The 13,008-nt window shown below is 62.2% G+C and carries 11 protein-coding genes; 2 read left to right on the top strand and 9 right to left on the bottom strand.

Going from position 1 to position 13,008, the window contains the following annotated elements; genetic code table 11:
* Positions 1-62: 62 nt before the first annotated feature.
* From BcanWU425_RS16770 to BcanWU425_RS16760, 3 genes are all read right to left on the bottom strand, one after another.
* Positions 63-1,430, bottom strand: a complete 1,368-nt coding sequence (locus BcanWU425_RS16770) for a TAXI family TRAP transporter solute-binding subunit (RefSeq protein WP_231190886.1) — start codon at positions 1,428-1,430, stop codon at positions 63-65.
* A 113-nt stretch (positions 1,431-1,543) separates the two neighbouring features.
* Positions 1,544-2,776, bottom strand: coding sequence for an HlyD family secretion protein (locus BcanWU425_RS16765; protein ID WP_018458148.1), 1,233 nt, complete (start codon positions 2,774-2,776; stop codon positions 1,544-1,546).
* Entirely contained in the window at positions 2,769-3,179 is a 411-nt protein-coding gene (locus BcanWU425_RS16760; protein WP_018458147.1) for a hypothetical protein, read from the bottom strand. The genes BcanWU425_RS16765 and BcanWU425_RS16760 overlap by 8 nt, the downstream gene beginning before the upstream one ends.
* Positions 3,180-3,360: 181 nt before the next feature.
* Here BcanWU425_RS16760 and BcanWU425_RS16755 point away from each other — a divergent pair, with 181 nt between their 5' ends.
* Together BcanWU425_RS16755 and ppk2 are read left to right on the top strand one after the other, a co-directional pair.
* Positions 3,361-3,813: a hypothetical protein gene (locus BcanWU425_RS16755; RefSeq protein ID WP_204511558.1), complete on the top strand. Its 453-nt coding sequence runs from the start codon at positions 3,361-3,363 to the stop codon at positions 3,811-3,813.
* A gap of 36 nt (positions 3,814-3,849) precedes the next feature.
* The gene (gene ppk2 / locus BcanWU425_RS16750) at positions 3,850-4,650 is read left to right on the top strand and encodes a polyphosphate kinase 2 (protein ID WP_018458145.1); all 801 of its coding nucleotides are present in this window, start codon (positions 3,850-3,852) and stop codon (positions 4,648-4,650) included.
* A gap of 100 nt (positions 4,651-4,750) precedes the next feature.
* Here ppk2 and BcanWU425_RS16745 read toward each other — a convergent pair whose 3' ends face one another.
* The 6 genes from BcanWU425_RS16745 to BcanWU425_RS16720 form a co-directional block, all read right to left on the bottom strand.
* Positions 4,751-5,209, bottom strand: coding sequence for a hypothetical protein (locus BcanWU425_RS16745; RefSeq protein ID WP_083926504.1), 459 nt, complete (start codon positions 5,207-5,209; stop codon positions 4,751-4,753).
* A gap of 173 nt (positions 5,210-5,382) precedes the next feature.
* On the bottom strand, positions 5,383-5,820 hold the full coding sequence (locus BcanWU425_RS16740; RefSeq protein ID WP_018458143.1) for a hypothetical protein: 438 nt from the start codon (positions 5,818-5,820) through the stop codon (positions 5,383-5,385).
* 31 nt (positions 5,821-5,851) lie between these two features.
* The gene (locus tag BcanWU425_RS16735) at positions 5,852-7,552 is read right to left on the bottom strand and encodes an aspartate:alanine exchanger family transporter (RefSeq protein ID WP_204511559.1); all 1,701 of its coding nucleotides are present in this window, start codon (positions 7,550-7,552) and stop codon (positions 5,852-5,854) included.
* 14 nt (positions 7,553-7,566) lie between these two features.
* Positions 7,567-10,320, bottom strand: coding sequence for a decarboxylase (locus BcanWU425_RS16730; protein ID WP_204511560.1), 2,754 nt, complete (start codon positions 10,318-10,320; stop codon positions 7,567-7,569).
* A 168-nt stretch (positions 10,321-10,488) separates the two neighbouring features.
* The gene (locus tag BcanWU425_RS16725; protein WP_204511561.1) at positions 10,489-12,222 is read right to left on the bottom strand and encodes a SulP family inorganic anion transporter; all 1,734 of its coding nucleotides are present in this window, start codon (positions 12,220-12,222) and stop codon (positions 10,489-10,491) included.
* Positions 12,222-12,896, bottom strand: coding sequence for a YoaK family protein (locus BcanWU425_RS16720; protein WP_018458141.1), 675 nt, complete (start codon positions 12,894-12,896; stop codon positions 12,222-12,224). Before BcanWU425_RS16720 ends, BcanWU425_RS16725 begins: the two co-directional genes overlap by 1 nt.
* Between the last annotated feature and the right edge of the window lie 112 nt (positions 12,897-13,008).

The raw sequence follows: 13,008 nt of genomic DNA, 5'->3' as shown, positions 1-13,008 counted from the left end.
GATCAGTGTCTTCTATTGATCAAGATCAAAGAAGATGGAGCTCTCCCGGAGGTCGGACCTATTCACTCCGCGGCCGGACGTTCGATCCGATCGATGTCCGGCCGCACCGCTTGGCCGCTGCTGCCCAGCCGCGCAGAAAGTAAGATCCGGCGATCGTGGATCAGGCTTTGAAGGCGGTGCGCGGCTACATTCAGTGTGGAGACATCGAGCGCATTCTCGTCTCCTGCAGCGGCCTTGGCGAGCTGGCCCTGGAGCACCCGGTCGATCTCGACCTCGATATCGGACAGTTCGGCCTCCGCCTCCGTCCTGCGTATCCGCGCGCCCAGTGCATACAGTAAGTCCAGGCCCCGTTCGTCCTTAGAAGGATCACGCACCTGAAGGAATTTCCAAGCCGCCGCCAATATAGAGATGAGGCCGCCGAAAATCATGGGCGCGAGGAAGATCGCGTTTCCCCATTCGTCCAGAAAGCTCTGCTGCGTTCCGTTGTAGAATGCCGCGGCGCCAGGATGAACCGGGAGGAAGGCGTCCGAATCCGTGCTCGGTGCGGTCATTTGCGAGAGGATCGGCAATTCGCCGAGCAGGTCCCTGCGCGCCTTAATCAGCGCGTCGGCCAGGCTGCCCGCCACCTCTGCGCTGAGCTGCTTTTGCGCGACCACATAGAACGAAACCCGCAGCGTGGTAAGATCCTCGCTCGGGACAGGCGGCGAACCGCGCAGCGTGCCCTTCGGGACATCGAAGCTTTCATAGGCGCGCTGCTTTTCAGCGATGGCACCAGCCGCCTCGACGGGAAGGAGGACCGGCGCGGTCTTCGGCGTCTGCAGAAAGAGGCCGCGCAAGAGGGCGAGATACTTTTCCGCAAGGGGAACGACGATCAGAATAGCCCGTACCTCCTTGGCATCGAGTGCCCGCCGCGCGTCTGCCGGTTGGAGATTGCGGAATGTCACGTTGGCGCGTCCAAGGCCGTATTCGTCGCTGAGGACGTCGACGACCTTGCGATTCATCTCGCCGCCGATCACGCCGACGCTGGTGCGCTTCAGACCAGCGATTTCGGTAATGGAGGAGCCCGGCGGCGCAACCAGCAGGACAACGGCATGGGCGAGAACCACGATGGCCTGCGCCTGCGATAGGTCGCCCACGTCGCCGCGGACGACAGCAAGCTCGACCTTTTCCGCCGCAAACTGCTCGGCAGCATCAAGCGCGTTGGTGGTTTCCACAAGCTTGAGCCGGACCGGGGCGTTCACCACGGCAAGCCGGCTCGCCAACGCCGATACCAGACGCGTGGCTTCGCCATCCAGCGACCCGACCGCGATGGTCAGCGTCGTCGGGTGAGAGTACCAGCGGTAGCCGAACAGGCCCGCTCCAAGCACGAGCACAACAGCGCTGGCGACAATGAAGGAACGAAGCCAGATCGGCATTTTTGCGGGGACCATGTGGCGCTCATAGTGAATATGCGCTGGGTGGTCGGACTGGCTCATGATGCCAGACCGGCTCAACTGAGGCGCATCGCTGAACCGACGTGCGATTCAAACCAAAGCGAAGCCGGTCAGTGCCCGCTCAGCACCAGCGTCTTGATCGGCAGCAGCAGCGCCTGAATTCGCAAGAGCATGGCGTGCACGAGGCCGACACCGTCGACAACATGCAGAGCGACGGCCCGACCCGTGCCCGTCTCCTTTGCGGATATCTCCTCGTGATTGCTGGTATAGGCATTGACGATGCAGCTGCTGCCCGGCGTCACGCCTTCAAGTCCGCCCTTATAGAGCGGCTCAAGGAAGGCCAGGATCGTGCCGGGCCGGCCGACGTTCTGCGCTTCTATCAGTTGCTCGCCACTTCGGAACTGCCCGGCTGCGATGTAGTCCTGGACACTGGTGACGACCATGGGAATGATCACCCACGGCTTCGAGATGCAGGTTGCTTCCGCCACCATGCCGACCTTCATCACCTGCGCCTCGATCTGACCAAAGCCGGCCTGCAAGGCGCGCCTGCCGGCGCCGTCCGGAACCAGCACGCCGGCCGGGCGCATCAGCTGATTGACGACATCGCCGGTGCGGACCAGGAATTGCTCCACGCGGCCGTCGACACCGGCGCGAACGAAGGTCTTGTCCAGATCGACCTGCGCTTCCGCCAACGCCGCCTGGCCGCTCGCTTTTTCAGCCGGCAACAGCGTTGAAAGCCGCAATGTCGCTGACGTCTTGGACGCGGTGGCCGAGTCCACACCAGCCTGCCGCTGGTTGACCACGACCTGTAATTTCTCGATATCGCGCTGCGGGACGATACCGGGGTTGCGGCGCTGCAACTCCGTCTTGACATCCAGCTCGTCCTTGGCCTGCTGAAGGCTGGCCTTGGCTTCCTGGATCTGCGCTTCGGCTTTGACGACGTCGTTTTCGGCGCTTGTCATCGCAGCGTCGACCTCGGCGATCTTGCGGGTGGCTGTTTCCAACGCAGCCTTCTGCTTCGAACCGTCCAGCCTGAACAGCACATCACCCTTCTTCACGGCCTCGCTGTAGCCGACATTGACTTCCGCGACGCGGCCCGAGCCCTCGGGCAGGATCGGCACCGTGCGGAAATAGAGCGTGGCCGAGGTCGTCGACGGATGAAAGTAGAAGATCATCGTGATCAGAGAAATCGTGAGCATCAGGCAGCCGGTGATGCCCCATCGCAATTCGTACCAAATGGAAAAGAACGTGATCTCTTTGCCGAAACGTTTGCCTTGGGCATAGCGGCGGTAGAGGTAGTCCGGCAGGATGGTCAGAAGAGAGCAGAACATGAGCTCAAACATGGCTGTGTTCCTTCCCCTTGACGATCGGCTTCTCGACCGGCGGCAGGATTGGCAGTTCGGGCTCGCGGCCCTCACCGGGCGCCGCGTCAGCGATTCTCTCGACCGAGCCTGCGATGCTCCGCAGCGGCGTGCCGAAATCCGGCAGGTCGATCATTGCGAGCAGAAGGCCGGCCACCCAGAAAATGTGCATGTGCGTAAAGAGCGAGATGATGCCCAGCACGGCCACGATCTCGAACTGCAGCTTCTGCGACTTGTGCGCCATTCGTTCGGGGAGGCTGTGCAGCTTCCAATAGAGCGTACCGACCCAGAGCACGCTGCCGATCAGGAAGATCCCCATCACCACCATCAGCACGTCCGTGCCGCTTCCCGGCGCGAGATAGAACGGCAGATGATGCGGGGCCAACGGATGAATTTGCTCGGTCAATGGTCGCCTCCACAGAAGGGATCAGGGCGTTCTGCGCGCCGGCTCGTTACCGTGGCCGCGCAGGTGAGAAAATTGCTTGATATGAATCAAAGGTCCGGACGGCGCGAGCCATACCTTAGCCCTGACTCCGATCCCACAGCAAGCCAGGAACGCACCAATCATGCCCGGCATCGATGAGCTCATTCCCAACGCACTGCAAATTCGCAAGGAAGCTGCGCTCGAGGAAGCCAGAAAGGCCGAGGAATATGTTCGCCTCGCCGCCGCGGCCGAAGCCGAGAAACGCGACTTGATCGAACGGCTAAGCAAACCGTCCGGAAAATCCGAGGAGGAGAAAATCAAGCTCGCCTCGACCATCATCCAGCGCGCGGTTCGCAACGGCCTGACCGAAGTGCAGGTCTATCGCTTCCCGAATACCCTGTGCACCGACAAGGGCCGCGCGATCAACCAAATGGAGGCGGGCTGGGAGAAAACGCTGACGGGAATTCCAAAAGAGATCTTCGAGCTCTGGTCCGAATACCTCAAGCCGCGCGGCTATCGCATCGGCTATCAGGTCATCGATTTTCCCGGCGGCGTGCCCGGCGACATCGGCGTCATCATTTCCTGGGGCGACTGATCACGTTTCGGCCGAGTTAAGAGAAGGCGGAGCGGCATGGCAAAGGACGAAGCCTCAGAGCGGATGAAGCGCAAGGACTACGAGAAGGAGCTCGAAAAGCTCCAGATCGAGCTTTGCCATCTCCAGGATTATGTAAAGGAAAACAAGCTTCGAGTCATCGTCCTGTTCGAAGGCCGCGACGCGGCCGGCAAGGGCGGCACGATCAAGGCGATCACTGAAAAGGTTAGCCCGCGCGTGTTCCGGGTGGTGGCGCTGCCGGCGCCATCGGATCGCGAAAAGACGCAGCTCTTCTTCCAGCGCTACATGAAGCAGTTTCCGGCGGGCGGCGAGATCGTGATCTTCGACCGGAGCTGGTACAATCGCGCTGGCGTCGAATATGTCATGGGATTCTGCTCGCCCGCCGAGCACGATCGTTTCCTCTCGCTCTGTCCGCAGATGGAAAAGTACGTCATCGACGGCGGCATCATCCTGATCAAGATCTGGCTCGAGGTCGGGATGGACGAGCAGGAGCGCCGCTTCCACGCCCGCATCGACGATCCGGTGCGGCAATGGAAGCTGAGCCCGATGGACCTCGAATCCTTCAAGCGCTGGTATGATTATTCGCGCGCGCGCGACCTGATGCTCAAGAAGACGAGCACGAAGGACGCCCCATGGTACATCATTCGGTCCGACGACAAGCGGCGGGCGCGGCTGAACTGTATCGCGCACATCCTGGAGGCTATCCCGCACAAGCGGATCAAGAAGGACGAGGTGAAGCTGCCGAAGCGCTCCGACAAGGGACGTTACAATGACCAGGCCCCCTTGCGCGGGATGAACTTCGTCGCCGAACGCTATTGACGAAGTGATCGGGCCGCACGGCGCGCGCGGTCCGATCGTTGACGGTCAGATCGATGCTGCCGACGGACTTCGCTGGGTCCGTCAGCAGCGCATTCCCTCCTCAATACGGATACTGGTTGGGGCAGACCCAATTGCCGTACGTGTCCTGATAGCAACCGTTGTTGTAGTTGTTGTTGTAGTATCCGTAGGCGCCCGCGGCGGCCGCACCGACGGCAGCAGCACCGTAAGCCGCGCCTCGATAGCCATATCGCGGATAGCCTCCAGGATAACCGGCGACGGGACGGCCCGGACGGCCCGCAACGGGGTAACCGGGGCGACCCGGACGACCGGCGATCGGATGGCTTGGCCGCGGACCTCCTACGTAATGGCGTCCGCCTCCGCCATGGATCCGCCCGGCGTGAACGGCGCCGCCATGGAAACCTCCGGCGCGCATGCCCCCTCCACCTCCGCGATAGCCACCACCACCGCCACCTCCGCGGCGGGCATAGGCATCATCGGGAATGAGCGTGGCCGTGAGAAGAACGACGGCCGCAACAAGAGCCAGAAGATAACGAAGCATGGCATGTCCTCCCTCGATATGGGTGCCGTGATCCGCTTTCGACGATGCCTCGCGGAACGCGGTTGGCACCCGAACATGGCACTGAGTTGCGGCCGCTTCCCTGACTTACGTGCATGAGAGAAGCAGCCGCCATTCAAGAGCGCCGCGACCGCCGAATCGGCGCGACTGCCGCTCTACCGCTTCAAAGCTATCGTCACGCCCCCCACAGCGGCTGACAGCTCCGCACCGACCTTCGGCCCGCTAAGCTGCAGAATCACGCCGTTGCCGTTTTGCAGCTGAACGGCACCTGCGCCGGCGGCGACGGCACCGCCCGCACCGCCCACAGCATAAGAGCCTTCGATCGACTCCGGCCCCCTCAGGTTAAGAGCGCGGCCGACCAGCTTGGTGGTCGAGGCGCCGATCGTGAAGCCGACGCTCATGCCCGAGACGGTGAAGGGATATTTGTGGCCCCGCAGCAGCAGAACGCCCTCGCCGCCACCGACGCCGACGATGAATCCGCCTTTGGTGAAGACCACGGCGACCTGGCCGGTCTCTGCCTGCGACGGCGTGCCGAAGCCGGCGACGCCTGCCAGCGAGGCGACCAGGGCGGCATAGATAGCAACTTTTCTCATGAGTTTTATTTCCTCTGGTTGTGACGCCGAGCTATTGAGCCAGGATCATTGCGAAGTAGCCGAACACGGTGAGCAGGATGCCCGATACGGCGTAGCCGACTGGGAACCCGATCCAGGGCACGGAGCTCTGGATTTCCACCGCGGCTTCGCGGCACGGACCGGAGTGCGACCGCGCACCGGCAACGCCGCCCATCAACACGGCCGGATTGATCTTGAAGACGTGATACCCGATCGCCCAGACGACGAACGGCGGGATCGTGCAGGCGATGAAGCCGGCGACGAAGATCTTCAACGCGACCGCACCCGTGAGCTGCGCCAACAACCCGGCGCCGGCATTGATGCCGACGATGGCGACGAAGACCACGAGACCGAGATCCTCCAGCACATTGCGCGCCGCGTTCGGTGTGTTGCCGAAGAAGCGCAGCCGGGAGACCAGCGAGGAGACGATCACGCCGGACAGCAACAATCCGCCAGCATTGCCGAGGCCGATCTTGGCACCGAAGGCCGGGAATTCGATCATCCCGATCAGGAAGCCGATGATCATGCCGGCGGCGAGCGTCAGCAGATCGGTCGAAGTGTTGGTCCGCGCAATGCGTCCCCACATCTCGCCGAGCTCGTTGACGGCCGACTTGATACCGACCACCGAGACGATGTCCATCCGCTGCAACTCCGTCTTGAGACCGGCCGGAATCTGCACGCCGCCACGTTCGACCTTGGTGACCTGCAACTGACCGGCAATGGCCGTCTCGCGGAAGGATTCAAAGGTCCGTCCGGCCATCTCCTTGTTGGTGACGAGGATGTCCGCCTGATCCATGGGAATGCCGAGCGCCTTGGCGTCGGCAACCTCGGGACCGATCAGGCCCATCTTGTCGGTGAGATGCTCGGTCGAGCCGCCGAGCGCGACGACGTCGCCCTTTTGCAGGACGAATTCGGGATCGGCGCCCTGCGGTTCTCCTCGGCGCGCCACATTGACGATGCGATATTCGGGATTCATCGTGCGGAATTTGGCAATGCTCATGCCGACCTGGGCCGGATTGTCTAGCCGGTAGGCACGGAGGCCGAACTGCCGGTAACCGGTCAGGCCACCACCCTCGAGGTCCTTGACGCCAAACTCCTGCTCGTACTGCTTGGCTGCGACCTTGGCGTCGACGCCCCACCAGCGCGGCAGATATTTGCAGATCAGGATGATGCCGACGGTGCCCCAGATATAAGTGATGCCGTAAGACAGCGCGATCATGCCCGACGCATCTTCGGGCTTCATGCCTTCAGGCAGCTTGACAACGCCGGAGGTGATGGCCTGCTCGGCCGAACCGATCGCGGCCGACATGGTCTGCGACCCCGCCAGCATGCCACCGGCAGCTCCGATCGGCAGTGCGAAAAGCTTTGCGCAGATGACGACGAGCGCCAGACCGAGCACGCTCGACACGAGGGCCAGGAGGCAGAATTTGAGCCCATCCCCCTTCAGGCTGTTGATAAAAGACGGGCCGACACGCAGGCCGACGCCATACATAAACAGGTAGTAGAACAGGCTCTTGGCAAAGTTGTTCAATTCGAGCTTCACGCCATAGATCGACGCCCACACGGATAGGCCAGCGCCCACCACGATGGCGCCGGCGACCATGCCGAGGCCGTAACCCTTGATGCTGGCCCGGCCGATCCAGACGGCGAGCCCGACGACGAAGAACAGCAACAGAAACGGGTTCTGCTGCAAGAACGTGAAAAACCCTTGCATGTCCGTCCCCTTTATTACGATGCCGCCTTCAGCTTCGGCGCGGCGCCGGGCTTGGGCCGGCCGATCTTCGCCAGGGCTTCGGCACGTACGAGCTTCAGCCCCTCCTTGGCGTCGTAGCCGTGGATTTCCTTCACATCGAGCTTGCGCATGAAGTCGATGGTTTCCTGGGTGATGACCTGCCCCGGCACCATGATCGGGAAGCCCGGCGGATACGGGATCACGAAACTGGCAGAGACGAGGTCGGGACCGGCCTTGAGGCGACGGTCGATCTCGGAATCGCCGAGCCGGATATATTCGCATCCCGCTGCGTCATAGGCCGAGTAGAAGCCGCTGCGGATATCGCCCTCATTGGTCCTGGTGCCGGCATCGCCACGGAAACTGTCGTGAAACTGCGAGAAGTTCGGCAGGTCGGGCACATCGGTCATCAGACTCTTGACCCGCGCCTCGAAGGTCTTCGTCGCATTGGCGCCGCCCTGAACCAGCCCGCGGTCGACCTCGCCCGCAATCTCGGCCAGCACCCTCACCAGATGCGCAACATCGCTGCGGGTGTTGTTGATGTTGGACTGGAACAGCACCGAGTTGCGCGAGGTCTTGTTGATCTGGATGTTGTACTCGTTTGCCAGGATTCCCTTGAACTGCGTACCGTCGTATCCGGCGGTGCCGCACACCAACGTCATGCGGGTCGGATCGAGGCAGAACTCGTCGTCGTCGAGGCTCTTCAGGACACTCGCCCAGTTTGTGCCGGTGGCCAGATAGTCGGTAAACCCGCTCTGGCGGTATTGCGCCGGCACCATCGCGTCCGCACCGAGAATCCGGAAGTATTTGGAGATCAGCGGATTGTTGTTGACCGCCCGACGGATCGCGAACGCGATTTCGATCGCGTTCGCCACCAGACCGTAGCCCTCGAGCTCCATCTGACGCCGCGAGACATCGAGGCTCGCGATGAGTTGCTGGTTCGGGCTGGTCGACGCGTGCGTGAATACCGCCTCCTTGAACTGCTGCTCGACGGTGTGGAATTCGACGTCCTTGACCGACAGCATCGAACCCTGCCGGATCGCCGACATCGACTTGTGGGTCGAGTTGGTCTGGTAGACGCGCAAGCGTATCTGGCGCGGGTCCGGGATCAGGCGAGTCTTCAGAAGCACCTCATCCGCGGGGGTCTTGCCGAGGTCGGCCTGCTGCTTCTCGTAAGCCGCGGCCGATTTCGGGTCATGCATCCAGGCCTCGATCTCGTTGGCGGCGCCCATCGCGGTCCGCCGCCGCAGGAACGGGGAGAAACGTGCAAAGCCGAACCAGGCTTCGTCCCACAGGAAGATCAGATCGGGCTTGATCGCGAGGCATTCCTCCATCACCCGCCGGGTGTTGTAGATGTGGCCGTCGAAGGTGCAGTTGGTCAGGTCGAGCATCTTGACGCGGTCCAGTCGGCCGTCGGCCCTCGCATTCAGTAGGGCCTGCTTGATGGTCTTCAGCGGCACCGCGCCGTACATCGAATACTCGGTCATCGGGAACGCTTCGACATAGATCGGCTGGGCGCCGGCCAGAACCATGCCGTAGTGGTGCGACTTGTGGCAGTTGCGATCCACGATCGCGATGTCGCCTGGCCCGAGCAGCGCCTGCACCGCCATCTTGTTGGAGGTCGAGGTGCCGTTGGTCACGAAGAACACGCGATCGGCGCCGAGCGCGCGTGCCGCCTTGTCCTGCGCTTTCTTGATGGTACCGGTCGGCTCCAGCAGGCTGTCGAGACCGCCGGTGGTCGCGCTGCTCTCCGCCAGGAACAGATTCAAGCCATAGAACTCGCCCATATCGCGGATCCAGTCCGACCTGAAGACAGATTTCCCGCGAGCGATCGGCAGCGCATGGAACGTTCCGATCGGGCGTTGTGCGTATTTCTTCAGGTTGTCGAAGAATGGCGTATCGAATCGATCCTGGATCCCTTCGAGGATGGAGAGATGGAGCTCGAGGAGCTCCTCGATGGAGTAGAATATCCGCCGAACCACATTGGCCTCGGGGTTCCCCGCCATTTCCTCGACGTCGCGATTCGACATCAGATAGATGTCGAGCTCGGGACGTACCCGCTTGATGACGTGGGCTAGCCGGAGCGCGGACGCGTCCGACTCGTGATTGATCCCCGCGGCGGCGGTCATGGTGCGCAATACCGGCGCGTCGTGACGCGAGCGCAGACCGAACCCCTCGTTGATGACGACGGCGGCGATATTGGGGTTGAGCATCGTCGCGCAGAAGGCGTCTTCCAGACTTCCGACGATCACCGGCTCATAGACGAACGAATCGACCGGACGGCGCAACTTGCGCCATTCGGCAGCGAGAGCTGGCCACTTTTCGGAGGAGACGCCGGTGACGACCAGCGTTTCGAAATAGGGTCGCCGAGCTGCATGCGATCCGAAAGTTGACGGCACAAGCTCGGGCGCATCACCGTCGCCGTCGTCCTTGGCATCCCAGTCGCCGGCAAGCTGGCGGAAGGATCTCGTCATCAATGCCTGCGTGATGCGCGTCGCGAGAGCAAGTGAACCCGCCGCATCCCCGGCCGAGGCGGCTTCCCGCAAAGCCGCCATCAACTGCAGCCCCGGATAGCCGTGAAACTCCTCTATCACGGAGAGATCGGCCAGGGCCGCGTCAAACATCGCACGGTCGCCGCCGCGCGCCCATACCTTGGCTGCTTCGACCAGATCGCGCCAGTCGTCTGCCCGTCCGCCGGGCCCGGAAATGAACTGATCGATGCGCTTCTCTGCAGGCTTGGCGTCCTTGGACATGTCTCTCTCCGGATCTTTGCGAGGTCGCAGCCGGATCGTGATGCCCGCTCACCTCAGTTTATTGATCCAAGTCAACGGACGCGCATCTTGAAGAGACGCGAAGCACCTCGCGATGCAATATCGTCCGAGGTGGTTGCCCGATTCCGATTGCAGGCGAGAGAGATCGGATCAGAGCCGGGTGGCCAACACGCCGGCCGGATCCTCCGATCTGGGATCAGACGATTGCTTGCTTTCACCGAGCACGCTGTCGACCGAGCGAAGCCAGGTCGCACTGTCGGTCTTTTCCGCCAATCCCTCGGCCCGCAGCAGATCGCGCAATTGTGCATGTGCACCGACGATGCAGAAGGCGATATGGACCGAGGCGAGCTTGTCGTGAAGGTCGCGCAACATGCGCGCCCCAGCCAAATCAATGTAGGGCGAAGCGGAGAGATCGCAGACAACCAGCCTGATATCGGACGACTTCAGCAAGGCATCCGACACTGTCTCCAGGATTGTTTCGGCATTGATGTAAAGCAGCGAGGCTTCCGGTCGAAAGGCGATGATACCGACCAATGGCTCGACGCCTTCGTGCCTCGCACCATCGGAGTAGCGGCCGGTGCCCGGGAGCCGGCCGAGGAAGGCGACATTCGGACGTGAGGCTCGCGCCAGGAGCAGGACAATCGAGGCAATCGCCGCCAGCAGAACGCCTTGCAATATCCCCAGGAGCAGCACGGATACCAGCGCAATTGCCGCAGCGTAAAAGTCTATGCGGCTGACCTGCCACATCCGCAACAGCGCGCGGATGTCCACCAGCCTGTACACGGCAGCAAAGACAATCGCCGCCAGCACCGTCTTGGGTAGATTCGTCAGGGCTCCCGTGAAGAACAGCAGGCACAGCGCCAGTGTCGTCGAACAGATGACCAGCGCCAGCGGCGTGCGCGCTCCGGCATTATCGTTGACCGCAGATTGCGACAGCCCGCCGGCCACGGGATAGCCGTGGCCGAAGGCGGTGATGAGGTTGGCCGCGCCCAGCCCCAAAAACTCCTGGCGGACATCGAGGGCATAGCCATGCTTGGCAGCAAAGCTGCGCGCGGCGGAGACGCCTTCTATGTAGGCCAGCAGCACGCATCCCGCAGCCAGCGGGAAGAGCTCGTCGGGCTCCAACAATCCAAAACTCGGCAACCCGATAGCTGGCAATCCCTCTGGAATTTTCCCGGTGACTGGTACGCCAAGCGACGGAAGCCCAAGCAACGTCGCTACGACAATCGACAGCGCCACGATCGTGAGTCCGACCGGCCTTCCCGGCAGCCGCCGTTCTCCCACCAGCAGCAAGAAGAGCGCAATGGATCCAATCGCCAGAACCAGCCAATTGATGCCGCCGAGCTGACCCGCGAGCTTGATGGCGCGATCGAAAAAATTGTGACCGCCTCCGGCAACGCCGAACAGGCTCGGCAACTGGCTCATCATGATGGTAAGTCCCGCGCCGGCCTTGAAGCCGACCAGGATACTGTCGCTCACCAGGCGGACGAGAACGCTGAGCTTGAACAACCATGCGATCAGGCACAGCAACGCCACCGCGCAGGCGGCCAGGCTCGCGATCTGGGCGTATTTCGCCGCGTCTCCGCCGGCCAGCGCCCCGACGGTGGCCGCAATCATCAGAGAGATCGCAGAGGTCGGACCCACCGCAAGCTGGCGCGACGACCCGAGCAGCGCATAGCCGATGCCACCAAGCATGTAGCCGTAGATGCCGATCTGAGGCGGCAGGCCCGCCAGCGTCGCATAGGCAAGTGACACAGGGAGGGCGTACGCCGCGAGGGTGATTCCGGCGATCACGTCCGAACGGAGCCAAGCGCGGTGATAGTGCGCCAACCAGGTTGCAGGCGGAAACAAGAAGATCCAGCGCCATTTCCGCCCGGAAGACATCAGAGCCTGCCCTCGTCGCTAGAGACTTCGCAGAGCAAAAGCACGACCAGAAGCGCGATCACGGGGAGACCGAGCGCGAGATTCGGGATTTGCTTTGTCGCGAAGGCGCCCACAGCCGCTCCGAGACCGAAGGTTACACATAAGGTGGCGAAAATGCCGGGGGGACGGAGCGTCCCATCCCCGGAGGCCGCAGCGAACAGGCCTTCAATCGCCTGCCGCATGTTGCCCGTGATCATGACGGAGCTGTAGAGCACGCCCTCGACCTTCGTGAAGACGGCGCTCTGCACGGCGGCGACGAAGGAAATGCCAAGCGTTCCCGCAAGATCCGGCAGGCGATTGTGCAGGATGGCGATAGTAACCAGCAGCAAGATTTCGATCAGCGTACCGATCGCGCTGGCGCGCGCTCCGGTTGCCCGTCGCAGCCATGCAGCGACCAGGATACCGGCGGCGAATGCAAGGATCGGCGGAACAAAGTGCAGCGCCTTCGTCCAATTTCCGATCGAGCCATAAACCCACAACAGCACAAGGTTTGCGGTCTGGGCATTGGCCATCACGCCGTGGATGATCCACGTATAGGCGTCGATATAGCCTCCGGCGAAGGCAAGCAGCAGCGCAATCGGCACCGTTTCGTCGCGGCGTATCGACGAAGCAGCGGCAGTATCCATCGTGCTCATGTCCGAAGATCGGCTTTGACTCTTGAGGCTCCACAAGGAGCAAGCTTGCCGCCGACCAGGATTGATCTGGATCAACTGTCGCCAGCTTTCGGCAACGAGATTGACCCCTAAC

Origin of the sequence: Bradyrhizobium sp. WU425 (assembly GCF_021052305.1) — a bacterium.
GTDB lineage: Bacteria > Pseudomonadota > Alphaproteobacteria > Rhizobiales > Xanthobacteraceae > Bradyrhizobium > Bradyrhizobium canariense_D.
This window is presented reverse-complemented; position numbering and strand designations above follow the sequence as displayed.

Coding starts and splice junctions, on each gene's coding strand:
- BcanWU425_RS16770 (WP_231190886.1), bottom strand. CDS start 1,430: ATGGTCCCCGCAAAAATGCCGATCTGGCTTCGTTCCTTCATTGTCGCC.
- BcanWU425_RS16765 (WP_018458148.1), bottom strand. CDS start 2,776: ATGTTTGAGCTCATGTTCTGCTCTCTTCTGACCATCCTGCCGGACTAC.
- BcanWU425_RS16755 (WP_204511558.1), top strand. CDS start 3,361: ATGCCCGGCATCGATGAGCTCATTCCCAACGCACTGCAAATTCGCAAG.
- ppk2 (WP_018458145.1), top strand. CDS start 3,850: ATGGCAAAGGACGAAGCCTCAGAGCGGATGAAGCGCAAGGACTACGAG.
- BcanWU425_RS16745 (WP_083926504.1), bottom strand. CDS start 5,209: ATGCTTCGTTATCTTCTGGCTCTTGTTGCGGCCGTCGTTCTTCTCACG.
- BcanWU425_RS16740 (WP_018458143.1), bottom strand. CDS start 5,820: ATGAGAAAAGTTGCTATCTATGCCGCCCTGGTCGCCTCGCTGGCAGGC.
- BcanWU425_RS16735 (WP_204511559.1), bottom strand. CDS start 7,552: ATGCAAGGGTTTTTCACGTTCTTGCAGCAGAACCCGTTTCTGTTGCTG.
- BcanWU425_RS16730 (WP_204511560.1), bottom strand. CDS start 10,320: ATGTCCAAGGACGCCAAGCCTGCAGAGAAGCGCATCGATCAGTTCATT.
- BcanWU425_RS16725 (WP_204511561.1), bottom strand. CDS start 12,222: ATGTCTTCCGGGCGGAAATGGCGCTGGATCTTCTTGTTTCCGCCTGCA.
- BcanWU425_RS16720 (WP_018458141.1), bottom strand. CDS start 12,896: ATGAGCACGATGGATACTGCCGCTGCTTCGTCGATACGCCGCGACGAA.